Annotated in this window: 22 protein-coding genes; 6 read left to right on the forward strand and 16 right to left on the reverse strand. The window is 73.6% G+C overall.

All coding sequences use genetic code 11. The features are described from left to right. Positions 1-41 precede the first annotated feature (41 nt). On the reverse strand, positions 42-2114 hold the full coding sequence (locus AB0H83_RS04570) for a M4 family metallopeptidase (RefSeq protein WP_360086733.1): 2073 nt from the start codon (positions 2112-2114) through the stop codon (positions 42-44). 698 nt (positions 2115-2812) lie between these two features. Between AB0H83_RS04570 and AB0H83_RS04575 the strand changes: the two genes are divergently transcribed. Further along, positions 2813-4486: a bis-aminopropyl spermidine synthase family protein gene (locus AB0H83_RS04575; protein ID WP_360086736.1), complete on the forward strand. Its 1674-nt coding sequence runs from the start codon at positions 2813-2815 to the stop codon at positions 4484-4486. Here the strand turns inward: AB0H83_RS04575 and AB0H83_RS04580 are convergent. Then, the gene (locus AB0H83_RS04580; protein WP_360086739.1) at positions 4481-5146 is read right to left on the reverse strand and encodes a TetR/AcrR family transcriptional regulator; all 666 of its coding nucleotides are present in this window, start codon (positions 5144-5146) and stop codon (positions 4481-4483) included. The genes AB0H83_RS04575 and AB0H83_RS04580 overlap by 6 nt on opposite strands. 112 nt (positions 5147-5258) lie before the next feature. Between AB0H83_RS04580 and AB0H83_RS04585 the strand changes: the two genes are divergently transcribed. After that, positions 5259-7436, forward strand: coding sequence for a glycoside hydrolase family 3 C-terminal domain-containing protein (locus tag AB0H83_RS04585; protein WP_360086742.1), 2178 nt, complete (start codon positions 5259-5261; stop codon positions 7434-7436). A gap of 18 nt (positions 7437-7454) precedes the next feature. Here AB0H83_RS04585 and AB0H83_RS04590 read toward each other — a convergent pair whose 3' ends face one another. Together AB0H83_RS04590 and AB0H83_RS04595 are read right to left on the reverse strand one after the other, a co-directional pair. Continuing rightward, positions 7455-7883: a protein-tyrosine phosphatase family protein gene (locus AB0H83_RS04590; protein WP_360086745.1), complete on the reverse strand. Its 429-nt coding sequence runs from the start codon at positions 7881-7883 to the stop codon at positions 7455-7457. 17 nt (positions 7884-7900) lie between these two features. Beyond that, positions 7901-10096 carry a serine/threonine-protein kinase gene (locus AB0H83_RS04595; protein WP_360086748.1) on the reverse strand — a complete coding sequence of 732 codons (2196 nt, stop codon included), beginning with the start codon at positions 10094-10096 and terminating at the stop codon, positions 7901-7903. A gap of 208 nt (positions 10097-10304) precedes the next feature. Between AB0H83_RS04595 and AB0H83_RS04600 the strand changes: the two genes are divergently transcribed. After that, the gene (locus AB0H83_RS04600) at positions 10305-10754 is read left to right on the forward strand and encodes a hypothetical protein (RefSeq protein ID WP_360086750.1); all 450 of its coding nucleotides are present in this window, start codon (positions 10305-10307) and stop codon (positions 10752-10754) included. A 155-nt stretch (positions 10755-10909) separates the two neighbouring features. Here the strand turns inward: AB0H83_RS04600 and egtD are convergent, their stop codons facing one another. The 8 genes from egtD to AB0H83_RS04640 all read right to left on the reverse strand — a co-directional run bounded on the left by egtD (position 10910) and on the right by AB0H83_RS04640 (position 17562). Continuing rightward, the gene (gene egtD, locus AB0H83_RS04605) at positions 10910-11881 is read right to left on the reverse strand and encodes an L-histidine N(alpha)-methyltransferase (protein ID WP_360087310.1); all 972 of its coding nucleotides are present in this window, start codon (positions 11879-11881) and stop codon (positions 10910-10912) included. A gap of 2 nt (positions 11882-11883) precedes the next feature. Further along, entirely contained in the window at positions 11884-12636 is a 753-nt protein-coding gene (gene egtC / locus AB0H83_RS04610; protein ID WP_360086752.1) for an ergothioneine biosynthesis protein EgtC, read from the reverse strand. Beyond that, positions 12636-14012: an ergothioneine biosynthesis protein EgtB gene (egtB, locus tag AB0H83_RS04615; protein ID WP_360086754.1), complete on the reverse strand. Its 1377-nt coding sequence runs from the start codon at positions 14010-14012 to the stop codon at positions 12636-12638. Before egtB ends, egtC begins: the two co-directional genes overlap by 1 nt. After that, entirely contained in the window at positions 13993-15204 is a 1212-nt protein-coding gene (gene egtA, locus AB0H83_RS04620; protein ID WP_360086757.1) for an ergothioneine biosynthesis glutamate--cysteine ligase EgtA, read from the reverse strand. Before egtA ends, egtB begins: the two co-directional genes overlap by 20 nt. 155 nt (positions 15205-15359) lie before the next feature. Further along, positions 15360-16061 (reverse strand): TetR family transcriptional regulator, encoded by a 702-nt coding sequence (locus AB0H83_RS04625; protein ID WP_360086760.1) that lies wholly within the window; start codon positions 16059-16061, stop codon positions 15360-15362. Further along, the gene (locus AB0H83_RS04630; protein WP_360086763.1) at positions 16039-16461 is read right to left on the reverse strand and encodes a DUF393 domain-containing protein; all 423 of its coding nucleotides are present in this window, start codon (positions 16459-16461) and stop codon (positions 16039-16041) included. The genes AB0H83_RS04625 and AB0H83_RS04630 overlap by 23 nt, the downstream gene beginning before the upstream one ends. Beyond that, positions 16458-16997, reverse strand: a complete 540-nt coding sequence (locus AB0H83_RS04635; RefSeq protein WP_360086766.1) for a hypothetical protein — start codon at positions 16995-16997, stop codon at positions 16458-16460. Before AB0H83_RS04635 ends, AB0H83_RS04630 begins: the two co-directional genes overlap by 4 nt. A gap of 127 nt (positions 16998-17124) precedes the next feature. Then, positions 17125-17562: a DUF3307 domain-containing protein gene (locus tag AB0H83_RS04640; protein WP_360086769.1), complete on the reverse strand. Its 438-nt coding sequence runs from the start codon at positions 17560-17562 to the stop codon at positions 17125-17127. A 201-nt stretch (positions 17563-17763) separates the two neighbouring features. Between AB0H83_RS04640 and AB0H83_RS04645 the strand changes: the two genes are divergently transcribed. Further along, positions 17764-18561, forward strand: a complete 798-nt coding sequence (locus AB0H83_RS04645; RefSeq protein ID WP_360086772.1) for a transglutaminase domain-containing protein — start codon at positions 17764-17766, stop codon at positions 18559-18561. A gap of 3 nt (positions 18562-18564) precedes the next feature. On the opposite strand, the gene AB0H83_RS04650 is transcribed toward AB0H83_RS04645, so the two are convergent. From AB0H83_RS04650 to AB0H83_RS04660, 3 genes are all read right to left on the reverse strand, one after another. Further along, positions 18565-19878, reverse strand: coding sequence for a pectate lyase (locus AB0H83_RS04650; protein ID WP_360086775.1), 1314 nt, complete (start codon positions 19876-19878; stop codon positions 18565-18567). Between the two features lie 76 nt (positions 19879-19954). Continuing rightward, on the reverse strand, positions 19955-20134 hold the full coding sequence (locus AB0H83_RS04655) for a hypothetical protein (protein WP_360086778.1): 180 nt from the start codon (positions 20132-20134) through the stop codon (positions 19955-19957). A gap of 67 nt (positions 20135-20201) precedes the next feature. After that, positions 20202-21143, reverse strand: a complete 942-nt coding sequence (locus AB0H83_RS04660) for a sulfotransferase (protein ID WP_360086781.1) — start codon at positions 21141-21143, stop codon at positions 20202-20204. Positions 21144-21417: 274 nt separating this feature from the next. Here AB0H83_RS04660 and gndA point away from each other — a divergent pair, with 274 nt between their 5' ends. Beyond that, positions 21418-22854: an NADP-dependent phosphogluconate dehydrogenase gene (gene gndA, locus AB0H83_RS04665; RefSeq protein ID WP_360086784.1), complete on the forward strand. Its 1437-nt coding sequence runs from the start codon at positions 21418-21420 to the stop codon at positions 22852-22854. 247 nt (positions 22855-23101) lie between these two features. Here the strand turns inward: gndA and AB0H83_RS04670 are convergent, their stop codons facing one another. Further along, positions 23102-24466, reverse strand: a complete 1365-nt coding sequence (locus AB0H83_RS04670; protein ID WP_360086787.1) for an MFS transporter — start codon at positions 24464-24466, stop codon at positions 23102-23104. A gap of 51 nt (positions 24467-24517) precedes the next feature. Between AB0H83_RS04670 and AB0H83_RS04675 the strand changes: the two genes are divergently transcribed. Further along, positions 24518-24883, forward strand: a complete 366-nt coding sequence (locus AB0H83_RS04675; RefSeq protein WP_360086790.1) for a MerR family transcriptional regulator — start codon at positions 24518-24520, stop codon at positions 24881-24883. The last annotated feature ends 49 nt before the right edge of the window (positions 24884-24932 follow it).

Below are 24932 nucleotides of genomic sequence, written 5' to 3' on the forward strand. Positions count from 1 at the left end.
CTCTCCCGGTGTTCGGTACTCCTTGCGCTGTACTGGTCTGGCTAGTTGCTGAGCGTCACCGCGAGATCGTCGAGGACGAACGACGTCTGCAGGGACGAGTCCTCCGTACCGCTGAACTTGATCACGACGGTCTGGCCGGCGAGCGCGTTCAGGCTGTACGTCCTGAGCTGGTACCCGGACGCCTTGTTCAGGTTCGACAGGGTGCCGAGGGTGGTGGAGCCGGCCGTGATGGTCAGCTTGTCGTACGCGACGGTGGTGGTCGTCTCAGCCGAGTCGATGTGGATGTAGGCCGTGAGGGTGGCCTTGCACCCGGCTGGGATGGTCACCGACTGCTGGATCGCCTCGGTGTGCGTCGAGCCGTACCCCAGCAGCCACGAGCTGTAGGTGCCGGTGCGGGCGGCCTGGCCCTGGCTGGCCCACTGGCCGATGGTGCCGGTGGTGCCGCTCCAGTTGGCGGTGCCCGACTCGAAGCCCGGGTTGAGCAGCTTCTGGCCGGAGCAGGTGCCGGTCGGCGGGTTCGAGGTCGGCGGGTTCGTCGTGGTGGGCGGCGGGGTGGTGCCACCGGTGCACGTCGGGTCGGCGGACTGGGCCGGGACGTTGACGGCGTTCCAGGCGTTCTTGACCGCGTTGAACTCGGCGCAGCTGCCCGGGTACAGGTTCTTGGCCGCGGTCAGCGTCCAGGTGCGGTACTTCAGGTACGACGACGATGAGGTCTTCATCAGCATCGCGTTGTAGAAGATCTTCGTGGCCTTCTGGATGCCGATGCCGACGAGGCCGGTGCTGCCGTTGCAGGTGGTGCTGCTCGGCTGGCCGTTCGTCGGGTTGGTGCCCTCGGCGAGCAGGTAGAACCAGTGGTTGCCGGGGCCGGCGGCCGCGTGGACCTCCTGCGACGGGGTGCTGCTGGAGTAGCAGTTGTCGTCACCGGCGAGCGACGGGTTGTACATGTAGCGGATCGGGCCGCTGCCGACCAGGTTGACCTCCTCGCCGACCTGGTAGTCGAACGGGTCGTTCGCGTTGGCGGCGAACGCCTCGGTGGCCGCGCCGAACACGTCACCCACGAACTCCTGGGTGCCGCTCTTGGAGATGCCGCCGGGGGTGGTGTCGTCGATGCCGTGGCCGACCTCGTGACCCACGACGTCCAGCGAGCTGATCCACTTGCCGGCGGTGTTCTTGCCGATCTGGATCTGGGTACCGTCGTAGTAGGCGTTCTGGTCGTTCAGGCCGACCCGGATCGGCCAGCCGCCGCCGCTGCCGTTGAAGCCGTTGCGGCCCAGCCACGACGACAGCATCTGCAGCTGCTTCTGCGCCGCGTACAGGGCGTCGACGCAACCGGTCTCCCGGTTGGTGCCGTCGCCGTTGCCCCATACGTCGTCGGTACCGGTGAACGTGGCGTTGCCCGTCGAGTTCTGGCAGGAGATGTTCGTGTAGCTGGGGTCCTTCATGCTGTACGTGCTGCCGGACAGCGTCGTGTTCACCGTGACGTTGCCGACGATCCAGCCGGTACCGGTACCGTGCATGACCCGCTCGGTCTTGTTGAGCAGGGCCCCGGTGGTGGCGTCGACGTCGACGGTCAGGCGGCTCGCGCCCTCTGCGCCGATGCCGTTGAGCGTCGTCTCGTACGCGAGCTTCGCCACGCCGTCCAGCGCGTAGACGACGAGCTTGGTGCTCTCGACGGCGTTCACGGCCGTCAGCTGCTTGCGGGCGACGGCCTCGGCGTCCGCGGCGCTGAGCTTCGCCGTGGTCGACAGGCTGCCGATCGCCTGCGTCTGCGCCACCGACGTGTACTTGGTCGCCCCCGCCGCGTCGGTGACCACCACGAAGTCACCGCCGACGACGGGCAGACCCTTGTAGGTCCGCTCGTACGCGATGTACTTCGCGCTGCCCGAGGCGACCAGCGACTTCTGCACGTACGCGTCGTCGGTGCTCGGGTGCAGCACGCTCGGACGCTGGGACACGAACGTCGCCGCGGACTTCTCCGCGACGGCGTTGGCTGCCTCGACGCCTGTGGGCGCCGGCAGTGGGGGTGAGGCTTGCACGGCTGCGGCGGTGCCGGCTGTTACCAGCCCGACCGCGAGCACTCCGGCCGCTGTAGCGAACCGTGGGGACAGCTTCAAGGGTGCCTTCTTTCCAGGGCGGCGCACGGTGCCGGGGGTAGCGTCTCGGGTGTGCGCCGGAACCAACCGGGACACGCGAGAGTCGACTGACAGGTGCCACTGACAGGAGCTGCGGCCGGCGTGCGCGCGCCGATCGGCCAGCCGCATGCTCCATCGACTCATGGCGATGTCAGGACGATCACACAGCCGGAATCGTCCGGACAAGACTTCGCACCCTTCGCCCACCCTTGCCGCCACCCTGTACTTCGATGCCCGTCGACCCCCGAAACACCGCCGAAACGGTTTAACTGATTTCACGCCCCCGACGCTGAATAACTGCAGGTCGTTAACTTTTAACTCATCGATGGCCTTTACCGGTCTCGTACGATTCACCCCGCCCCGTAAGGTGGATGGCGATGACGCCGCCACCGGACACCGCCCCCGCGGACGCCACGCCGCCGCCCACCGGACAACCGCACGAGCCGGACGCGAATCCCGGGGATCGGGCCGCTGAGAGCCCAGACCGCGCGGGTGTGGCAAGCGCGGACGCGGACGCCAAACATGCGGGCGCCGCGAGTGCGGGGGATGCGGGCGCCGTGGATGCGAAGCGTGCGGACGCTGGGGACGCGAGCGCAGAGGGCGCGGGCGCGGGGGACGCGGGTGCGGGGGACGCGGGTGCGAAGCGTGCGGGCGCCGCGGACGCTGGGGACACGGGCGCGGTGAGCGCGACTGCGGTGGCCCCGATCGAGGCGGTAGCCGAACTGGTGACCGCCGCAGGCATCGCCGCCCGCCGCCTGCGGCACGCCCTGGTCCACCTGGCGACGACCCCGACGACCCTCGACGACCTCATCCGCGAACACACCCTGCCGCGCCGGACGGCCGAACAGCTGCTGCGCGCCGCCGGCCCCGACCTGCACACCGCCCGCAACGGCACGCTGCGGCTGCCGGGCGCGTACCGGACCCGGTTCAGTACCCAGCAACCCGCCGCCGTCACCGCACCGCCCCGCGAAACCGCCCCCCACCCCGGCGTCACCGCGGCGCGCGCAGTCCCGGCCGCCCCCCACGGCGTCCCGGCCGGCACCCGAGACGTCCCGGCCACCGCCCGCGGCATCCCGGACGGCAGCCGTGACGTCCCGGGCGGCACCGGCGGCACCGGCGGCGACAACTACCGCATCGACGACAATTCCGGTATTTCAGACCACGACCTCGTGGCCGGGATGGCGCGGCTCATCGCGGAGGTGCCGACCGACCGGGCGCTCGACCACGTGTCGGCGACCGCCGAGACCGCGGCGCGGCGGGCGCGGTGGCTGGACGAGACGTTCGACCTGGCGGGGGCGCACCTGGTCTGCGTCGGTGACCACGACCTGACCTCGCTCGCGGTCCTCGAGGTCCGGCCCGACCTGCGGGTCACGGTCGTCGACGTCGACGAGCGGCTGCTGGAGTTCATCGCCGAGCGGGCGGCGCAGCGGGGGCACGCGGTGGACTGCTGGTTCGCCGACCTGCGGTTCGGGGTGCCGCCGGTGGTGGCCGAGTCGGCGGACCTGGTGTTCACCGATCCGCCGTACACGCCGGAGGGGGTGCAGCTCTTCCTCGGGCGCGGCGCGCAGGCGCTGCGGGACCGGGGCAACGGGCGGCTCGTCATGGCCTACGGCTTCAGCCCGCTGACGCCGGCGCTCGGGGTCAAGGTGCAGCGGGCGGTGCTCGACCTGGACCTGGCCGTCGAGGCGATCCTGCCCGCCTTCAACCGCTACCACGGCGCGCAGGCGGTCGGGTCCGCCAGCGACCTCTATGTCTGCCGGCCGACGGCGCGGACCTGGCAGGTGCTGGAGAAGCGGCTGAGCGGGGCGGCGGTCAACATGTACACCCACGGCGAGCACTCGCTGGAGGGCGAGGCCGTCGGGCGCGGGCCTGCGGAGCTGCTGGCGGCGCCGGTGCGGTCGGTGCCGGGCCAGATCGATCTCGCCGGGGATCCCGGGCCATGGCTCCTGCGGGTGCTGCTCGCGCTCAATGCTCCTACCCTGAGCTTACAGGTCCCCAACAAATCCCCGGACCTCATCGATGCGAAGCGTCAGGAAGCGTTACGCTCCGTCGTCGCGGCGAAGTACACGTTACGGTACCGCCGCAGCACGCCCTCACCGAAGCTGGCGATCGTGGAGGCGACGGCGGTGCCGGGAGGGGAGCGGTCGGCGGTGGGGTGGCTGCTGTCGCATGCGCACGGCAAGCTCGGCAACGTGTTGCGCGAGGGGCTCGTCAGGCAGCACGGCATGACGAAGAACGAGGCCAGGGCCAGGACCGTGCAGCTCGTCCCGGCGTCGTGGCTGGACGCGCGGCTGCTCGACCTGCCCCGCCACGCCATCGTCCGTCTGGTACGGGCACTCACAGGTTGCTCATGATCCCGAACGGTTGTGGTGGCCAGGGCTACCGGAACCGTTCGGGATCATGGTTGGACGTAGCAGGTCGCCGGCCGTCGCCGCCCACAGCTGGTTCAGGTCGCTGCCGGGGGAGCGCAGCCACTGCAGCTGCACCCCGTCCATCAGCGCGATGATCCGCCGAGCCAGGACCTCCGGCGCGCCGCCGACGTCCGCGCCGACGATGTCCGCGCCGGAGGCGTCCGCGCCGATGGCGTCCTTCGCCAGGGCGGTGAGCTCCTGCAGGATCCGCTGCTGCCGGGCGACGAAATAATCGTGCGCCGGGTGGTCCGGGGTCAGCGACTCCGCCTGCAGCACCGCGAACAGCCGCACGATCTCCGGCTGCCCGGCGTTGCGGCGCACCACCGCCGCGCACAGCTCCGGCAGGGTCGGCGCGGGGCCGTCCAGCAGCTCGGTCAGGGCCCGGGCGTCCTCGGCGTCGCGGTGCTCGAGGATCGCGATGAGCAGGCCGTCCTTCGAACCGACATGGTGCAGCAGGCCCGGCACGGTGAGGCCGCAGGCGGCGGCGACGTCCTGCATGGACAGGCCCCAGAAGCCGCGCTCGGCGACGAGCCGGGTCGCGGCGGTGATGATCTGCCGGCGTCGTTCGGGCGCAGGCAGGCGGGTCCGGTCGTGCCGTGCCATCTCGACTGGCCTCCCCCTTGCCGATGCGGCGATCCCTTGTCGATGCGGTGAGCGCAGGGCTACCGTACCGGGTACCTATTACTTTACAAGTGCTCAGTAAGGGGTTTCCGCCATGGACGCCATGGACCTCGAGGAGAAGGCCGCCGTCACCAGCGGCAGCAGCTTCTGGCGCAGCACCGCCGTCACCGGCGTACCGCAGATCACCCTCACCGACGGCCCGCACGGCGTGCGCAAGGCGCTGCCCGACACCGCCGAACTGCTCGCCAGTGAGCCTGCCACATGCTTCCCGCCCGCCGTCGCGCTCGGCTCGACCTGGGACCCGGCGCTCGCCCGGCGGGTCGGCGAGGCGCTCGGCGACGAGGCCCTGGCGATGGACGTCCAGGTCCTGCTCGGCCCCGGCATCAACCTCAAGCGCAGCCCGCTCGGCGGCCGCAACTTCGAGTACTTCGCCGAGGACCCGCTGCTCACCGGCGTCCTCGCGGTCGAGTGGGTCAAGGGCCTGCAGAGCCGCGGCGTCGGCGCCTCGCTGAAGCACTACGCCGTCAACAGCCAGGAGACCGACCGGATGCGGGTCTCCGCCGACGTCGACGAGCGCACGTTGCGCGAGATCTACCTGCGCGCGTTCCAGCGGGTGGTCACGCAGGCCGAACCGTGGACGGTCATGTGCGCGTACAACCGCGTCAACGGTGTCCTCGCCTCCCAGCACCACTGGCTGCTCACCGAGGTGCTGCGCGGGGAGTGGGGCTACGAGGGCCTGGTGGTGTCCGACTGGGGCGCCGTCGCCGACCGGGTCGAGGCGGTCCGCGCCGGGCTCGACCTCACCATGCCGGGGCCGGACCCCGAGGGTGACCGGCGGCTCGTCGAGGCGGTCCGTGCCGGCACGCTGGACGAGTCCATTCTGGACACCGCCGTGTCGCGGGTCTCTTCGCTGGTACGTGCAGCGCTCGCGGCCCGCACCGCCACCACGTACGACGCGGACGCCCACCACGCGCTGGCCCGCGAGGTGGCCGGGCGCGGCATCGTGCTGCTCAAGAACGACGGCGACGTCCTGCCGCTGCGGCCCGGCCAGCGACTCGCGGTCCTCGGCGAGCACGCCCGCACCCCGCGCTTCCAGGGCGGCGGCAGCTCACAGATCAACCCGACCAGGCTCGACAACGCCCTCGACGAGATCACCGCGCTCGCCGACGGGCCGGTCGCGTTCGCCCCTGGCTACGACGACGTCGACGCGGCGGTCGCGCTGGCCCGGGACGCCGCCGTCGCGCTCGTGTTCGCCGGCACCGAACGGGAGACCGAGGGCGCCGACCGCGACGCGATCGACCTGCCGGCCGCGCACGTCGAGCTGATCGAGCGGGTCGCCGCCGTCAACCCGCGCACCGTCGTGGTGCTGTCCAACGGCGCGGTCGTGCGCACCACCCCGTGGGACGCGGCCGTGCCCGCGGTCGTCGAGGGCTGGCTGCTCGGCCAGGCCGGCGGCGGCGCCGTCGCCGACGTCCTGTTCGGCCGGGTCAACCCGTCGGGGCGGCTCACCGAGACCATCCCGCTGCACCTCGCCGACCACCCGTCCTACCTGGACTTCCCGGGCGAGGCCGGGCATGTGCGCTACGGCGAGGGCATCCACGTCGGGCACCGCGGCTTCGACGCCAGGCAGCAGCAGGTGGCGTACCCGTTCGGCCACGGCCTGTCCTACACCACGTTCGCCTACGGCCCGGCGACGGTCACCGCCGGCCCCGACGGGCTGCTGGTGCGGCTCAGCGTCACCAACACCGGCGGCCGCGACGGGCGGGAGGTCGTCCAGGCGTACGTCTCGCTGCCCGGCTCCGCGGTACGCCGCCCGCCGCGCGAGCTCAAGGGGTTCGCCAACGTCGCCGTCCCGGCCGGCGCGACCGTTGAGGTCGAACTGCCGATCGCCCGCGACGACCTCGCCTACTGGGACACCCGGGTGTCGCGCTGGGTCGTGGAGGGCGGCACGTACGTGGTCGAGGTCGGCGCCTCCTCGCGCGACCTGCGGGTCACGGCCGGCGTCGACGTCGATGGAGATCCGGTGCGGGTGCCGCTGACCGGCGAGTCCACGATCGCGGAGTGGCTCGCCGACCCGAAGGGCGCCCAGGCGCTCGGTGAGCTGTTCGCGTCGCTCGCCGCCGGCGGCGAGGGCGGCCCGATGGCCCGCACCGCCGGCAACCCCGAGATGCTGACCCTCATGGGCAGCCTGCCGCTGTCCCGGCTGTCGATGTTCGCCGGCGAGGCGTTCAGCGCCGCCGCCATCGAGAAACTGTCCGCGTCGGTCAACTGAGCGTTGTCCGCGGGTTCGTCAGGGGTACCGCTTGACGAACCCGCGCTGCCACGGCGTCTCGACGGCGTGCCGGGAGTAGTGCTGCCGGACGTACGCGACGGCCTCACCGGCCGGCACGCCGTCGAGGACCGCCAGGCACGCCAGAGCCGTCCCGGTCCGCCCGCGCCCGCCGCCGCAGCCGAACTCGACCCGGCCCGTCGCCGCCTCCAGCAGCGCGGCCTCCAGTGCGGCCCGCAGCGCCGCCGGGTCCCTTGGCAGGCCGAAGTCCGGCCAGCGTACCCAGTGCGAGGGCCACGCCGTCGCCGCCGGCTCCCGGCCGAGCAGGTACACCCCGAGCGTCGGCGCGGGCCCGTCCGGCACCGGCTTGGACAGCGGGCGGCCGCGGACCGTGCGCCCCGACGGCAACCGCAGCAGCCCCGGCGTGCCCGCCGGCCACAGCTCCGGCATGGCCCTCCTCCCCGTGGTCAGACCTTCGGCCGGAAGCTGGCGAACACCAGGTCCAGCGCCGGTCGCGCCGCGGCCCATTCGGCGTCGGTGGTCTGCCAGTAGAAGCCGTACGCCTGCTTCGGCGACGTGACCACCCCGCGGTTGTTGACGTGCATGCGGGTGCCCCGCCCGAACGTGAACTCCCAGTCCGCCGCCGTCACGAAGTACGGCACCGCCTTGATGTGGATCTCCGCGTAGCCGGGGAAGTCGCCGCCGGCCAGCCGCGTGTCCCGCTGCGTCTGCCAGTCCTTGACCGGGTCCGGCTTCGGCTTGTCGGTCTGGTCGATGCCGAGGACCCGGCCGTCGCCGCGGAAGTACACCATCGTGCCCTCCTTGGAGCGCCGCCAGCCGGCCGGCACGTACACGGAGAACCCGGTCGGGTCCTGGTAGTCGATCCAGCCGGCGGGCAGCGGCGGCAGCGTGCCGGCCCCGCCCGGCTGCACCGTCGGCGACGGGTCCGCGGCCGCCGGCGCGCTGGACGGCGCCGCGCTCGGCGACACCGCGGGCGCGCTCGTCGCCGCGCCCGTCGTCGGCTGCACCGAGGCGGCGGGCGCCGCCGTCTTGTCCTCGCCGCCGCCGTCGGGCCACAACGCCACGGCCGCGACGACGGCGACCACGACGAGCACCGCGACCGCCGCCGCGAGCACCTTCGCCGGCGGCAGCCCCTGCGTGCGGCCCGTCCCGGGCACGGGCTCGGCGACCGGCACCGGCGTCACGACCGGCACCGGCTGCACGATCGGCGGCACCGGCGTGCGGGCCGGCTTCGCCACGGCGACCGGCTCGGGTTCCGGCTCAGGCTCAGATTCCGGCTCTGGCTCCGGTTCGGGCTCAGGCTCGGGTTCCGGTTCGGGCTCGGGTTCGGGTTCCGGTTCGGGTTCCGGCCCAGGCTCAGGTTCAGGTTCGGGCTCGGGCTCAGGCTCGGCGGCAACCGTTGCGGTGCCGGCGGGTGCGACCGCCGGTTCCTCCACGACCGCCGGTTCCTCCACGACCGCCGCCGGCTCCTCGATGTCCGCGGCGGGCGCCTCCACGTCGGCGGGCGCTTCCACGACCGCGGCCGGCTCCTCCACGACGTCGGTGAGCGCCTCCGCCGCGGGCGTTTCCACCGCGGGCGTCTCCACCGCGGGCACCGGCTGGACCGGCAGCGGCGGCTGGACCACCGTCGGCGGATCCTGGCGCGTCCGTGGCTGCACCACCGTCGGCGGCTCCACCGCCGCGGCAGGCTCGGCCGCGACCGCCCGCTCCGCGGGCACGGCGCTGTCCGCCGGGACGGCGCGCTGGGCGGGGACGACCGGTGCGGCGGGGGTCGAGCCCGCGCGGCCCCAGCCGGTCAGCCACGAGCGGCGGCGGCGTTCGGGCGGCGTGGTGAGGGCGGCGCGGAGGCGCTCCTCGGTCTCGGCGAACCCGGCCCGGGCCCGCGGGTCCTTGCGCAGCAGCCCGCGCAGCGCCGGCGTCAGCGGTCCCGCGCGCTGCGGCGGGTCCAGCTCGTCGGAGGCGAGCGCCATGAGGGTCTCCATGGCGGAGCCGCGGCCGTACGGGGAGCGGCCCTCCACGGCGGCGTACAGGGTGGCGCCCAGCGACCACAGGTCACCGGCGGCGCCGGCGGTGCCGTCGCGGGCGCGCTCGGGGGCGATGTACTCCGGCGAGCCGAGCACCAGGCCGGTCCGGGTGACGTGGCCGTCGCCCTCGATGCGGGCGATGCCGAAGTCGGTGAGCACGACCCGGCCGTCGTCGCCGAGCAGGACGTTGCCGGGCTTGATGTCGCGGTGGTGGACGCCGGCGCGGTGTGCGGCCTGCAGCGCGCCGAGCACGGCGAGGCCGATCTCGGCGACCCGCCGCGGCGGCAGCGGCCCGTCGGCGCGCAGCGTCTGGTCGAGCGACCGGGACGGCACGTATTCCATGACGAGCCACGGCTGGCCGTCGAACGCGAGGACGTCGTACACCCGCACGACATTGGGATGGGTGAGCCTGGCGGCGGCCCGGGCCTCCCGCAGGGTGCGCTCCATCGCGACGTCGCGGGCGTTGTCGAGCAGCTCCGGCGGCAGGATGATCTGCTTCACGGCGACGTCCCGCCCGAGCGTCTCGTCGCGGGCGCGCCACACCCTGCCCATGCCGCCCGCACCAAGTGGCTCAATCAGGCGATATCGGTCGGCGACGAGGGCGGGCGCGGCGGTCATGCACAAAGGTGTACCCGATCGATCACCCAAGCACGCAATCGGCACACCGGGCCGCCGCCGGACCGTCACGAGGATCACCACCGGCCTGCGGGCACGACCTGTCGGCCCCGTGGTGGTTTGCCCCGACTGAACTGCTGACAACCGGCCCGTACCCGAGCACCTACCGTGAAAAGCAGTGGAATCGGTACGGCCCGGAGGAACTGTGCACGTGAACGTCCCGCACGGCGAAGATGTGGCGACCCCGCTGATCGTCCTCGCCGTCCTGCTGGTGAGCGTGGTCGGCACGCTGCGGCTGCACCGGTCCCGCCGGGCCGCCCGGCGGCCCGCCCCGCTGCGCCCGCACCCGGCGGCGAGGCCGTACACGGAGCCGTGCCCGCCCGCCGTGACCTTCGACGGCACGCTGCGGACCGGCGCGCATGCCGCGCCGACCGGCCCGGCACCGGCGCACGCCGCGCCGGGCGACGGGACGGCGGTCGCGCAGAGCCCCGTCCCGGGCGGGGGCGGGCGGCGCTTCCACGGGCACGCGATCGCGCCGCCGGCCGCGTTTGCGGAGCCGCCGCGGTTCGCGCCGCAGCCGCTGCACAACGTCCCGCCGCCCGGGTCCGTGCCGCAGCCGCCGGCCCGCGCCCGCCACCGCGCGCCCGACCCGACCACCTGACCGGGCCACCTGACCCGACCACCCGACCCGGCCACCTGACCCGCTTCCTGTCGGGAAACCGTCAGTTCGGGTGATCGGGCCGGCGCGCGTCCGTGCCAAGAGGCACCCACCGCCACGGCCGCGTCAAGCCACCCGCCGCCGCCCGGGGCGCCCGCCTACCCGGCCGCCGCCAGCGCCAGCGCGAACCTGCCCTCCGCGTCGGTCCACCAGTGGCGCACCGAGAACCCGGCTGCGGCCAGCTCCGCGGTCAGCCCGTTCTGGCGGAACTTCGCCGACACCTCGGTGCGCAGCTCCTCGCCGTCGGCGAAGTCGACCGTCAGGCCGAGCCCGCCGACGTGCACCCGCTGCGCCCCGGTGGCCCGCAGCCGCATCTCGATCCACTCGTGCTCGGCGTCCCAGACGGCGACGTGCTGGAACGCGGCCACGTCGAAGTCGGCGTCCAGGGCGCGGTTGAGCACGTGCAGGACGTTGCGGTTGAACTCGGCGGTGACGCCGGCGGCGTCGTCGTACGCGGGGACCAGCACCGACGGCGACTTCACCAGGTCCGCGCCGAGCAGGAACCACTCGCCGTGCTGCAGGCGGGCGCGCAGCGCGGCGAGGAACGGGGCGCGTTCGGCGGGCGTGAAGTTGCCGATCGTGCCGCCGAGGAACGCGACGAGCCGGTCGCCGGTGTCCGGCAGCACCTCCAGGTGGTTGACGAAGTCGGCGACGATGCCGCGCACGTGCAGGTCCGGGTAGTCGGCGCGCAGCGTGCCGACCGCGTCGCGCAGCGCGGAGGCCGACACGTCCAGCGGCACGAACGAGCCGAGCGTGCCGGCGTCGCGCAGCGCGTCCAGCAGCAGCCGGGTCTTCTCCGAGGAGCCGGAGCCGAGCTCCACCAGGGTCTTCGCGCCGGTGACCCGGGCGATCGACGCGGCCCGGCCGGTGAGGATCTCCCGTTCGGCGCGGGTCGGGTAGTACTCCGGCAGGCGGGTGATCTCCTCGAACAGCTCGCTGCCGCGGGCGTCGTAGAAGTACTTCGGCGGCAGCGTCTTCGGGGTGGCGGTGAGGCCGGCCCGGGCGTCGGCCCGTAGCGCGGCCGTGAGGTCGGTGTCGAGCAGGTACACGTCCAGGTCGGGATCCTGCATGGTCACGAGAAGATTCCTTCCGATATGTGTACCGCGGACGGGTCCGCGACGAGCAGGGAGTGTTCGGGGACGGCCCGCCAGCCCGGGTCGTCGTCGAGCGGCTCGGACGCGACGAGGACCGCGCCGCCGCCGGCCCGCACGGACAGGGCGTGGCCGTAGGTGACGGCGGCGACCGACCGGCCGTCGGTGAGCAGCAGGTTGAGCCGTGACCCGGGCGCGGCCGCGGCGACGGCGGTGACGACCTGGGACAGCGCGTCGCCGAGGGTGCCGCCGGTGCGCAGCCGCGCCCGGACGAGGGCCCACAGCAGCGCGCTGTCCGTCGGCGCGTCCAGGGTGATGAGGTCGCGGACCGGCAGCCCGGCCGCGACGCCCGCGACGCTGTCGGGCCAGCCGACGACCCGGCCGTTGTGGCTGAACAGCCACGCCCCGTCGTGGAACGGCGCGGCCGCGGACTCGGTGACCGGCATGCCGACGGTGGCGGAGCGGACCGCGGCGAGCACCGCGCCGGAGGCCGTCGCCGCCGCCAGGGCCGGCAGCGCCAGGTCGCTCCACAGTGGACGGGCCGAGCGGTGCACCACCGGTCGCGAAGGGTCGGCCGGCGGGAACCAGCCGAGCCCGAAGCCGTCGGCGTTGATGGTGCCGCCGCCGCGCATGTCCCGCGGCGCCCACGACTGGTGCTCCAGGCCGTGCGGCGGGTCGAACAGCAGCCGCGTCAGCGGCACCGGCGGCCCCAGGTACGCCAGGTGCCGGCACACTAGGCGAGCTCCGCGGGGGAGGCGTCGCGGGCGGTGCGGAACCCGCTGAAGATCTGCCGGCGGATCGGGTGGTCCCAGTTGCGGAACGTGCCCCGGCACGCGGCCCGGTCGGTGCCGAACGACCCGCCGCGCAGCATCTTGTAGTCGCCGCCGAAGAACACCTCGGAGTACTCCCGGTACGGGAACGCGCTGAACCCCGGGTAGGGCAGGAAGTCGCTGTCGACCCACTCCCACACGTCGCCGATGAGCTGGTGCACGCCCAGCGGCGACGCGCCGTCCGGGTAGGCGCCGACGGGCGCCGGCGTCAGGTGCCGCTGCCCCAGGTTGGCGTGGCGGTCCGCCGGGTCGTCGTCGCCCCAGGGGTACCGCCGGGAGCGGCCCGTCGCCGGGTCGTGCCGGGCCGCCTTCTCCCACTCGGCCTCGGTCGGCAGCCGCCGGCCGGCCCACGTGGCGTAGGCCTTCGCCTCGTGGAAGCAGACGTGCACGACGGGCGCGCCGGGCACGACCGGCTCGGTGCGCCCGAAGGTGGTGGCGTGCCAGCCGCCGCCGTCGCGGGTCCAGTGCAGCGGCGCGACGAGGGACGCCTCGGTGCGGTGCCGCCAGCCCTCCGGCGTCCACCAGCGCGGGTCGTCGTAGCCGCCGTCGTCGATGAACGCCGCGTACTGCGCGTTGGTGACGGGTGCCGCGTCGATGAAGTACGCGCCGACGTCGACGCGGTGCGCGGGGCGTTCGTTGTCCAGCGCCCACGCCTCGGTGGAGGTGCCCATGTCGAACCCGCCGGCCGGCACGAGGACCTCACCGCCGACCGTGACCTTCGCCGCGGGCGGCGGGCCGGCCGACAGCACCGGCGGCCCGGAGCGCAGCTGGTGGGTGGCGAGCATGGTCTCGTCGTGCTGCTGCTCGTGCTGCACGATCATCCCGAACGCGAACCCGTCGCGGACCAGGCGCCGGCCCGCCCCGGGTGATTCGGCCGGTGACGCGGCCGGTGACGCGAGCAACGCCGCGGTCGCCGGCAGCCGGTCCAGCACGTCGAGGACCTTGTCGCGGACCGTCGCCACGTACGCGCGTGCCTCCGCCGGGCCGAGCAGCGGCAGCTGGGGCCGGTCCCGCCGGGCGTGCTTGAACGCGTCGTAGAGGTGGTCGATGTCCTGGCGGACCGGCTCCCGGCCGCCGACGTCGCGCACCAGCCACAGCTCCTCCTGGTTGCCGATGTGCGCGAGGTCCCACACCAGCGGCGACATCAGCGGCGAGTGCTGGCGGACCAGGTCGGCGTCGTCGACGGCGTCGGTGAGCAGCGCCGAACGCCGGCGGGTCCGCTCCAGCTCGGCGGCGACGTGCTCGCCGAGGCTCGTGCCGCTACGCTCCGGTCGGCTCATTGCGGGTGCTCCCTTCGATGACGTCGTGCAGGAGTGCGGCGGGCAGGTCCAGCCGGGTGAGCCGGTCCAGGGCCAGGTCGCGCACCGCGGCGGCGGCCTTGGCGAGGGCCGGGTCGGCGGTGCCGAGGCGGGCCGCGTGGGCCCACTGGCCGGCGACGGGCTCGCACAGCTCACGCACCCGGTCGATGGTCGGCTCGTCGGCGAGCAGCGCCGTGAGGATCGCCGCCGGGGCGAACCAGTCGGGGCCGCGTAGCGTGTCGAGGTAGCGAACCTCGAGGTACCCGCGCGGGCGCACCGGCGGGAACAGGGTGCTCAGGTGGTAGTCGAGGTCCGCGTACGTCGGCGGGTCCCCCAGGGCCCCGCCGACCCAGTCCGCGAACGTCACCCCGGCCGGGGCGGTCCACGGGCCGCCGTCGCGCCGGACGCACAGCAGCTGCGCGTCCATGGCGTACCGGGCCCACTGCAGCGCCGGGTCGTCGCCGGACGGCACGGGCCGGGTCCGGGACGGGTCCATCGCCAGCCAGGTGCGCATCCGTGCGGACGCCCAGCCGGTGTCGTGCCCGGCGTGGTGGCGGGAGTTGGCGAACAGGGCGATGAGCGGCGGGCCGAGGTCGTGCAGCGCGGCCCAGCGGGACGGCGGGCCCGCGTCGAGGCACACCTGCAGGCCGGCGGTGCTGCACATCATGGTCCGGCCGGCGTCGTTGCGCCGGGCGAACGCGGTCGCCATCGCGTCGTAACGGGGAGTGGAGAGCATCCGCCGCGGCGGGCGGTGCGGGTCGATGCCGGTGCCGCCGAGCTCCAGCCCGGCGCGGCCGAGCCGCTCGCTGAGCTCCGCCAGGTCCGCGCCGACGGCCTCGTGGAGGCCGGTCAGGGACCGCTGGGGGAGGGTGGACAACTCCACCTGGCCACCCGGCTCGAGGGTGACGGCCGACCCGAGCCGCAGCGGCAGGTGCGCCGTGCCGGGTCGCAGGGTCGGGGGTGCGTGGTCGCCGAGCGCCTGACGCAACCGATCGGGATCGATATACGTCGTTGGATCTGCGCTGGCATGGACGGTGTACTCGAGCTCGACGCCGACCGTCTGAGGTGGCCCGGTCTTGAAGCAGATCGATGCAATGTAGCCCTCGGCCTGCTCAATCGCGCAAATCACCGCATCGGGGTCGGCGGCCGTGCGATCGATGCGCAAGGTCGCCATGCGAGCCGACGCTACCTGAGGATCCGGCGGTCGGCGAATGTTCACAGTGAACAAACGATTACCGATCCATGACGAACACCCGTTCGAACAGGGCAGACGCTACCCGGGCACGAGCTGCCGAAATACCCGGTCGGGTGACACTCACACCTGCCGGTTCAGCGCAGCAGCCGGTACAGGGTGAGCACCTCGCGCACGACGGGCCGGAACACGCGGTAGCGGGACATGCCGACCAGCCGGTCGATGAGCGGCGCGGACCGCTCGACCAGCAGCCGGGTCTTCTCCTGCCCGGGTGAGGTGTCGTGCACCCAGTACAGGGTGACGCCCATCTGGGCGAGCCACAGCAGCTCCGGCAGCTCCGCCCGCAGCTCGGGGTCGATCTTCGTGGTCGCCCCGTCGACGACGTCGGCGAACATGCGCAGCGAGCGCTCGCGCGCCGGGGCGGAGTCGGCGCTGAACGGGCTCAGCGGCGACCCGGGCTCGGCGGCGGTCTTGAAGAACGACCCGGCGAAGCCGTGGTACGGCGCCATCGTCTCCACCCCGGTGAGCATCGCGGCGCGCAGCCGGTCCACGAACGGCCCCGGAGCGGCGAGGACCTGCCGGCACGCGTCGGCGTGGGCGTCCTGCACCGTGGTGTAGAACGCCTGCACCAGGTGACCCTTGGACGGGAAGTAGTAGTACGCGTTGCCGACCGACACGCCGGCGGCGGCGGCGATCGCCCGCATCGTGGTCTTGTCGTAGCCCTGCTCGCCGAAGAGCCGCACCGCCGTGTCCACGATGAGCCGCCGGGTCTGCTCACCCTTCGCGGTCGACTCGCCCCCGGCGGCGGCCGGGGCTTCAGAGATCGCAGGTTCCACCACAGTCCGAACCATATCCCCGGGCGAAACCCGGCTCGGGCCGCTGGTCGGGCCCGTCCCGGCCGGCGCGGCGCAGCGCGGCGGCCGCCGCGACGACCCGCCGCGCCGTGGGCCGCAGGTCCGGCGCGGCCAGCCGGGCCGCCAGGCCCCGGTAGCCGTCCAGGGCCCACAGGCAGATGATCCACGCGCTGTCGCCGGTGTAGACGCCGCCGTCGTCGGCGACGACCGTGATGTCGGCGAGGGTCTCGGCGGGGTCGAGCGACGGGTACCGGCGGCGCGCCTCGTCCGAGCCCGCCGCGACGAACTCCAGCGGCACCAGCTGCGCCCGCGACGCGAGCCACGCCCGTGCCGTGCGGCACAGCCCGCAGCCCGCGTCGTAGAGCACGGTGAGCCGGGTGATCACAGCGGCGGCTGGGGCTCGTCGTCGTGGTCCCGCTGGGTGGCGGGGGTCTGCGGCGGGGGCTTCGGGTAGCCGTGCGGCGCGGCGGCCGGCGGCGGCCCGGCGGGGCGCGGCGGCACGGGCCCCATCGGGTACGGCGCCACCGGGTAGCCGGCGGGGATCATCCGGGCCGGCGGCACCGGCGGCGGCAGCTGGTCGAGCATCCGCCGGCGGCGGAACCGGCTCAGCACGTACAGGTTGAAGAAGTGCAGCCCGCCGAGGACGAGCAGCACGAGGCCGAGCTTCCACGCCAGGGCCTCCATCGCGGAGCTGCCGTCGGGCAGCGACTGCCCGATCTTCAGCGCCACCGCGACATAGCCGAGGTTCAGCAGGTAGAAGCCGACGACCAGCAGGTGGTTGACGGACTTGGCCAGGCGCTCGTCGGCGAGCGCGTCGTCGAGGAACACCTGGCCGTTCTTGAGCAGCGTCCGCGCCACCCAGATGGTCAGCAGCACGCTCACCGCCAGATAGATCAGGTACGTGCCGAGCTTGAGGTCCATGACCGGCGCCCTTCTTGAACGTGTTCAACTACGACCTACGCTAGACCCGTTCTTGAACATGTTCAATTGTGCGCCGGGTCTCAGCCGTGCCGGACGCCGCCGGACCGCCGGACCGTTGCGCCCGCCGCTACAGGCCGGCCACGAGCAGCGCCGCCACCAGCAGCGACGCCTGGTGCAGGGCCTGGTCGGCGACGTACATGCCGCAGACGGGGCTGGTCGTGTCGGCGAACTGCGGGGAGCCGGTCGCGCGCAGCACCGCCCGCACCGGCCAGCGGCGGTCGAGCAGGCCGTGGGTCACCGCGGAGAACGCGACCCCGGCGGCCACCCCGGCCGCGGACAGCGGCAGCCGCAGCACCGCGCAGGTCAGCAGCAGCGCCGCGGTGACCGTCAGGTGGTAGGTGAGCAGGTGCCCGGCGAGGGCGCGCCAGCCGGCGCGGCCCGGGGTCGCCTTGTGCGTGGCCTGCCGGTCCGTCTGCGCCACGTGGTCGCCGAGGGAGTGCCCGACGAGCAGGACCGCGAGGGTCACGACGAAAACGACGGACCGGGTCAGCGTGTCATAGGACATGATGGAGGGGCTCCTCACGGGGAGCAGCGGGACGGTTCGGTCTTGGAGGATGGGACCGTCCCGCCGCATCGACATTGATGGAGCCGCCATCATGCGCACGGTTCGGTGCCGAGTTCTACGTCGAACGTTGCAGAACACATGTGTCGTGGGTCGCGTGCCGGCGGGCGGCGCACGGGTTCCCCGATGGGTATGAACGGTGGCATGGTGGATGCGCGCGTGGGCAGCACCCTGGAGTTCCAGGTGCGGGAGCCCGCCGAGGTACAGCTGATGATCGCGGTCTGCCCGCGGCCCGGGGTGACGGTGCAGGAGTCGCTCGACGTGCGGCTCGACGGCGCACCCGTCGAGGTCACGCCGGTCGCCGGCGGGCACCACGTGCGCGCGGGCACCGGACTGCTGCGCGTCGACTACACCGCCGCGGTCACCGTGCGCCGCGGCCCGCCGCAGCGCCTGGAGCTGGCGCAGCGCATCACCGCGACCAGGCCGAGCCGGTACTGCCCGTCCGACCGGCTGGCCGGGTTCGCCGCGCGGGAGTTCCAGCGGTTCGCGCCGTCGCCCGCCGGCACGGTCGCCGGGATCGTCGACTACGTGCGCCGGCACACCCGGTACGAGGCCGGCACGTCCACCGGCACCACCGACGCGACCGAGACGCTGCTGTCCGGCACCGGGGTGTGCCGCGACTTCGCCCACCTGGTCGCGGCCCTCGCCAGGTCCGTCAACATCCCGGCGCGCACCGCCGCGGTCTACGCGCCGGGCCTGTCACCGATGGACTTCCACGCGGTGGCCGAGGTCGCCGTCGACGGCGAGTGGCGGGTCGTCGACGCGACCGGCCTGGCGCCTCGGCAGAGCATGGTCCGCATCGCGACGGGTGCCGACGCCGCGGAGACCGCGTTCGCCAGCGTCCTGACCGGCGTTGCGGAGCTCACCTTCATGGAGGTGCGGGCCGTGACCGCCGGCGACCTCCCGGTCGACGACGGCCACGGCGTCGTGCACCTGCCGTGAGCTTCAGAAGCCGAGCTTGCCGGCCCCGGCCTTCGCGGTGACCAGGGCGGGGACCGCCGTGGCCGGGTCGGGCGCGGCGGCCCGCAGCGCCGGCACCCACGTCGTGGGCGGCAGGTCCGGGTCGTGCGTGGCGTTGTACTGCGCGACCAGGCTCACCGCGGACACCGGGCCCGTGCCGACCCGGGTGGCCGTGCCGGCCTCGGTGATGGCGCCCGGCGCGGTGCCGCGCCAGTCGTACACCACGTCGGACAGCGCCAGGTCGGCGCTGCGGAGCAGGAAGTTGTTCTCGGCGTACACCTCGGCGTAGACGCCGACGCCCCACGAGTAGCTGTAGCTGTCCTCGTCGGTGGCGTAGAAGTAGTTGTCGTACACGTCGACCTGGCCGAAGCGGACCCGCGGCACGCGCTGGCCGACGTTGGCGAAGCGGTTGTGGTGGATCGTGACCCGCAGCTTGCCGACGTCGGCGCCGACGGTGTTCGACGAGCCGATGAGCATCGTCTTGTCGTGGTCGAAGAAGTTGTTCCAGGAGACGGTGACGAGGTCCGCGGCGCGGATCACGTCGAGGGCGCCGTCGTGCACCTGGTACGGCCGGCCGAAGTACAGCGGCTGCGTGTCGTCGGTGTTGTTGCCGTCGCTGAAGTTGTTGTGGTCGGCCCACACGTGGGTGGCGCCGGTGACCGTGACCAGGTCGTAGAGGGAGTTCCAGTTGCCGGCCGCGCCGTCGGTCGGGTCCCACGACGGGAAGCAGTCGTGGGCGTCCTCGAGGCGCAGGTTGCGCAGGATGACGTTGTCGACCTTGTCGATGAGCAGGTTGGCGCCGGTGATCTTCGACCCGCCGAGGCCGATGATCGTGGTGTTGCCGCCGACCTTGATGTTGACCCGGGCGCCCTGGTTCTTCGCCGAGCGGGCGCGGGCGTCCTCGAGGGGCCCGGTGGGCTTGGTGGCGCGGCCCCACACCGCCGGGTCGTACGCGGCGAGGAACGCCTCCAGGCTGTACGCCGGGTCGGCGTAGTCGGCGCACGTGTAGCCGGCGTTCGCGTCGATGCCGCCGGACACGAACACGATCTTCGGGGTGTCGCCGGCCACGGCGGCGGCCAGCTCGTCGCGGGTGCGGACGGTGAAGACGTGCGCGGCGTCGGCGGCGGACCCGCCGGTGGTGCCGGTGGTGTCCGACGCCCAGCCGTCGCCGGCGGGCAGGCTCTGGCGGGCTAAGGCGAGCGCGGCCGGTGGCGTGCCGGCCGCGTCGGCGCTGACGGCCGCGCCGGCGAGCAGGGCCGCGCCGGCGAGGGTGGCGGCCGCGATGGCGGTCTTGCGCATGCAGACTCCAAGCGTGCAACAGGGGTGTCAGGAAAGCGCATTCCTCGGGCCAACGTGCCACCGGCACTCAGTGGAGTCAATGCTTTCGCGTTTGCAGGAATGTTGCAGTCAGGGGTGCGGGACGACCCAGTCCGGGTGCTGCTCGGCCGACCGCGTCCACGACGCGCTTGAGCCCGGTGAAGTCGATGATCGCGCCCGCGTCGAAGGCCAGGCCGGTGAGGCGCCGCACGGTCGCGGCGAGCAGCCCGCGCCGCATCCCGCCACCTCCTGCTCGCCGCCGTCACCGGTCCCCACCGGCCTGATCGGCCAGGGAGAGGCGCAGCTTAGGAGTCGCGGTACCCGTACCGGTGCCGCAGCGGCACGGTGACGGCCCCGGTCAGCCGCCGGTGCCGGGGTGCCATCCCCGTCGTCCACTCGTCGTCCAGGCGCAGCGGGACCGCCCCGGAGCGGAACCGGACGGGGTTGCCCGACACCTGGTGGGTCCGGCGGACGAGCAGCTCACCCCGGTCGCCGACGCGCACCGGCGCGGCCGGCACGCCACTGAGCCGGGTCACCGCCCGCAGGGTCGCGTCCGGCTCGGCGACCAGGTCCTCGTACCGGAAGCGCAGGTAGGGCAGGCCGGCCCGGCGGGTGATCCGCTCGGTCGCGAGGTTCCAGGCAGACCAGTACAGCGCCGTGCACGCCGGGTGCATGCGGGGCATCAGCTCGCCGTTCGGGGCGTCCGGGTCCTCCTTGTGCCGCTGCCACGAGTACGCGACGGCCCGCGGGTCCCGCACGATGTGCGCCACCCGCACGTCCAGCCCGGGCGCCTGCAGCAGCGCCGTCAGGTACGACGGGAACTTCGAGGAGTCCACCACGACGTCCGCGCCGGCGACCTTCGCCACCGCCCGGTACAGCTGGGCGAGGGCCGCGTAGTACCAGCTCAGCTCGCCGGCGTCCGGCGGGCGCGTGGGGCGCAGCAGCATCCCCGGCAGGTGCCGGGTGCGGAAGCGGCGCGACGCCTCGTCCAGCTCGCGCAGCTCGTCGTCGGGGATGCGCCCGAACGCCTCGCGCAGCACCTCGACCCAGAACTCGCACGAGCGCAGCGGCGTGCCGCAGCTGCACCGCCGGTTCTGCAGCAGCCCCCGTTCCCACAGGAACTTGATCTCACCGACGCCGATGAGCCCCGGCACCTGGTCCAGCATCCCCTCCGCGAGGGTGCTGCCGCTGCGCCCCCACCCGGCGAGGTACAGCACGCGGGTGGACGGCGGCGAGTCGGTGTGCACCTTCGCTCAACGTCGCGCGGGCAGGGTGGGTTACGACCGGCTTCACCCGTTTTGCCGGTGCGTTTTGCCGGTACCGTTTCACCTTTGAGGAGGGGCGGCTGCTCGGGTACGAGCGGGCCACCGTCCGCGGCCCCTGGATCCTGGAAAGCTTCGCCCGTGCCGTGCTGAGGCGCGACAGTAGGCGGGTAGCCTGGTCCGACGCGCGCTTCGAACCGTGATCCCGGGGTAGTGATCGCCGGTCGGGGCGAGATCGTCTTTGACTGGAGAGGTTCAGATGTCCGACCTTGCTCAAATCGGCGTGACCGGTCTTGCGGTGATGGGACGTAACCTGGCCCGCAACCTGGCCCGCAACGGTTACGCCGTCGCCGTGCACAACCGTTCCTACGAGCGCACCCGCCGGCTCGTGGACGAGTTCGGGCACGAGGGCACGTTCGTGCCGAGCGAGTCGATGGCCGACTTCGTCGCGTCCCTGGCCCGGCCCCGCGCTGTCATCATCATGGTGAAGGCCGGCGGCCCCACCGACGCAGTCATCGACGAGCTGGTCCCGTTGCTGGAGCCCGGCGACATGATCGTCGACGCCGGCAACGCCCATTTCGCCGACACCCGCCGCCGCGAGCAGGCGCTTCGCGCGCACAACCTGCACTTCGTCGGCACCGGCGTCTCCGGCGGCGAGGAGGGTGCCCTGCTCGGCCCGTCGATCATGCCGGGCGGCTCGCCGGAGTCGTACCAGACCCTCGGCCCCATGTTCGAGAAGATCGCCGCGGTCGTGGACGGCACGCCCTGCTGCGTGCACATCGGCCCCGACGGCGCCGGGCACTTCGTGAAGATGGTCCACAACGGCATCGAGTATGCCGACATGCAGCTCATCGCCGAGGCGTACGACCTGCTGCGCGCCGGGATCGGCGCCACCCCGGCGCAGATCGCCGACATCTTCCGCACCTGGAACACCGGCGACCTCGAGTCGTTCCTCATCGAGATCACCGCCGACGTGCTCGGCCACGTCGACGCGGAGACCGGCCAGGCGTTCGTCGACATCGTGCTGGACCAGGCCGAGCAGAAGGGCACCGGCCGCTGGACCGTGCAGAGCGCCCTGGACCTGGGCGTGCCGATCACCGGCATCGCCGAGGCCACCTTCGCCCGCTCGCTGTCCGGCCACGCCGAGCAGCGCGCCGCGGCCCGTGCCGCCTTCCCGTCCACCTCCGGCGGCCTGGACGTGCAGGACCGCGACCAGTTCATCGAGGACGTGCGGCTCGCCCTGTACGCCTCGAAGATCGTCGCGTACGCGCAGGGCTTCGACCACATCGAGGCCGGCAGCGCCGAGTACGGCTGGAACATCGACCGCGGCGCCGTCTCCACGATCTGGCGCGGCGGCTGCATCATCCGCGCCCGGTTCCTCAACCGCATCCGCGAGGCGTACGACGAGAACCCGTCGCTCAAGAGCCTCATGGTCGCGCCGTACTTCGCCGAGGCCGTCAACGCCGGTGTCCCCTCGTGGCGCCGCGTCGTGGTCGCCGCCGCCCAGGCCGGCATCCCGACCCCGGCGTTCTCGTCCTCCCTCGCGTACTTCGACGGGCTGCGCGCCGAGCGCCTCCCGGCGGCGCTGATCCAGGGCCTGCGGGACAACTTCGGCGCCCACACGTACCGCCGCACCGACCGCGACGGCACCTTCCACACCCAGTGGGCCGGCGACAAGAAGGAGAGCAGTTCCTAACTTCGGGCGGCTTCCGCCGCGGCCGGCCGGGGGGTTCCCACCCCGGAGCCCCCATGCTCGCTGCGCTCGCACTGCCTGCGCTGGCGCGCGGCGGCCTCACGCGCGGGCGCGCGGCATCCGAAGGGCCGGGGGTTGCGGTGACGAGTCTCGCGAGAGGTCTGTCGTCCGATCCTCCGGCCCGGCCGGCGGCTACCGGTTGGTCGTGATCCCGAGGGGGCTTGTGCGGCTGTGGCGGCATAAGGCCCCTCTACGTCGCGGGAGGGGCGCCCGTTCCGGCGGCCGCGGCTGCGGGGGAGGGCGCGGGGTCTGGCCGGCTGGGGCGGGTCGTGGCGCGGGCGGCGAGGGCCGCGCCGGCCAGTGCCGCGGCCGCCGTCGCCGCGAACAGCGCGCCGAACCCGCCGGCGCCGCCCAGCACGAGGGTGAGCGCGGCGATGGTGACGGCGCCGGAGAGGTACTGCGACGTGGTGAGGACCGCGCCGGCCGAGGACTGGTGGGCCGGGGGGACGTCGCGGCCGCCGAGGACGAACATCGCCGTGTAGATCATGCCGTGGGCGAAGCCGCTGAGCAGCAGGCCCGGCAGCAGGCCGGTGGCGTAGGGGGCGCCGGCGGCCAGGGCGAGCCAGCCGAGGCCCAGCGCGGCCAGGGTGAAGCCGGCCGACAGGACGGCCGGGCTGCCGAAGCGGCGCACCGCCCGGCCGGTGACCGCGCTGCCCACCGCGACGAGGGCGGCCAGGGGCAGGAACGCCAGGCCCGCCCGCAGCGGCGGGTAGCCGCGCTCCGACTGCAGCAGCAGGGTCACCACGTAGAACTCCGAGCCGACGCTGGCCATGTACAGCGCCGTCGCCGCCACGCCCACCCGCAGGCTGCGGATGTGCCGCAGCGCCGGCTCGACCAGCGGCGTGGCGGCGCGCCGCTCGTGCGCCACGAACCCGGCGGCGAACCCGGCGGCGGCCAGCAGCGTGCCGAGGGTCGCCGGGGCGGTCCAGCCGGCGGTCCCGCCGAGGGTCAGGCCGAGCACCGCACCGAGCGCCGCGCCGGTGCCCAGCAGCGACCCGGTCAGCGGCACCCCGGCGCCGCGGACCGCCCGGGAGCGCAGCCACAGCAGCCCGCCCACCGCGCACAGCACCGTCACCGGCACGTTGACCAGGAACGTCCACCGCCACGAGGCGCGGGTCAGGACGCCGCCGAGCACGACGCCGGCGGCGAGGCCGGACGCGCCGACGGCGCCCCACACCGACAGTGCGCGGGAGCGGGCCGGGAACATCGTGCCGAGCAGCCCCAGGATCGCCGGCTGCAGCAGCGCCGCGGCCACGCCCTGGGCGAACCGGGCGCCGAGCAGCACCCCGCCCGAGGACGCCAGCCCGCCCGCGACGCTCGCCACGCCGAACCCGGCGGCCGCGGCCACGAACAGCCTGCCCGCCCCGACCCGGTCCGCGAGCCGGCCGCCGACCAGCAGGAACCCGGCGAACGGCACCGCGTACGCGCTCACCACCCACTGCGCGGCCGCCAGGTCCAGGCCCAGGTCGGCGGCCAGGCCGGGCAGCGCCACGTACACGATGGAGTAGTCCAGGGCGAGCAGGAACTGGGCGACGGACAGCAGGAGCAGCGGCATGCCCGGATCCTCGAAGGTTCACACTGGTGTGAACGTCAAGGGGGAGTGAGCATGCGCATAGGTGAGCTGTCACGCCGCACGGGTATCCCGGCCCGCCTGCTGCGCTACTACGAGGAGCAGGGGCTGCTCACCGCGGCGCGCCTCGCCAACGGGTACCGCGACTACGGCGAGAACCTCGTCGACCGGGTGCAGCAGATCCGTGGCCTGCTCGACGCGGGCCTGCCGACCAGGGTCATCCGGGAGGTCCTGCCGTGCACCGACAACCCGTGCACGATCACCGTCTCCGACGCCAGTGAGGAGCTCGTCGCGCTGCTGGAGGCCGAGCGGGACCGGATGGACGCCCGGATCGCCTGCCTGGCGCGCAACCGTGACGCCATCGCCGCGTACCTGCGCCAGGTCGAGGCCGCCCGCCGGTGACGGGGCGGGCGCCGGAAAAATCGACGTCCGGCGAGATCGTCCGTGGTAT

This window comes from Dactylosporangium sp. NPDC050688 (assembly GCF_040654515.1).
Lineage (GTDB): Bacteria > Actinomycetota > Actinomycetes > Mycobacteriales > Micromonosporaceae > Dactylosporangium.

Excerpts from the sequence above, each read along its gene's own strand:
- AB0H83_RS04580 (WP_360086739.1), bottom strand. The coding sequence starts at position 5,146 with ATGGCACGGCACGACCGGACCCGCCTGCCTGCGCCCGAACGACGCCGG.
- AB0H83_RS04585 (WP_360086742.1), top strand. The coding sequence starts at position 5,259 with ATGGACGCCATGGACCTCGAGGAGAAGGCCGCCGTCACCAGCGGCAGC.
- AB0H83_RS04590 (WP_360086745.1), bottom strand. The coding sequence starts at position 7,883 with ATGCCGGAGCTGTGGCCGGCGGGCACGCCGGGGCTGCTGCGGTTGCCG.
- AB0H83_RS04595 (WP_360086748.1), bottom strand. The coding sequence starts at position 10,096 with ATGACCGCCGCGCCCGCCCTCGTCGCCGACCGATATCGCCTGATTGAG.
- egtD (WP_360087310.1), bottom strand. The coding sequence starts at position 11,881 with ATGCAGGATCCCGACCTGGACGTGTACCTGCTCGACACCGACCTCACG.
- egtB (WP_360086754.1), bottom strand. The coding sequence starts at position 14,012 with ATGAGCCGACCGGAGCGTAGCGGCACGAGCCTCGGCGAGCACGTCGCC.
- egtA (WP_360086757.1), bottom strand. The coding sequence starts at position 15,204 with ATGGCGACCTTGCGCATCGATCGCACGGCCGCCGACCCCGATGCGGTG.
- AB0H83_RS04635 (WP_360086766.1), bottom strand. The coding sequence starts at position 16,997 with ATGGACCTCAAGCTCGGCACGTACCTGATCTATCTGGCGGTGAGCGTG.
- AB0H83_RS04640 (WP_360086769.1), bottom strand. The coding sequence starts at position 17,562 with ATGTCCTATGACACGCTGACCCGGTCCGTCGTTTTCGTCGTGACCCTC.
- AB0H83_RS04645 (WP_360086772.1), top strand. The coding sequence starts at position 17,764 with ATGGTGGATGCGCGCGTGGGCAGCACCCTGGAGTTCCAGGTGCGGGAG.
- AB0H83_RS04650 (WP_360086775.1), bottom strand. The coding sequence starts at position 19,878 with ATGCGCAAGACCGCCATCGCGGCCGCCACCCTCGCCGGCGCGGCCCTG.
- AB0H83_RS04655 (WP_360086778.1), bottom strand. The coding sequence starts at position 20,134 with ATGCGGCGCGGGCTGCTCGCCGCGACCGTGCGGCGCCTCACCGGCCTG.
- gndA (WP_360086784.1), top strand. The coding sequence starts at position 21,418 with ATGTCCGACCTTGCTCAAATCGGCGTGACCGGTCTTGCGGTGATGGGA.
- AB0H83_RS04670 (WP_360086787.1), bottom strand. The coding sequence starts at position 24,466 with ATGCCGCTGCTCCTGCTGTCCGTCGCCCAGTTCCTGCTCGCCCTGGAC.
- AB0H83_RS04675 (WP_360086790.1), top strand. The coding sequence starts at position 24,518 with ATGCGCATAGGTGAGCTGTCACGCCGCACGGGTATCCCGGCCCGCCTG.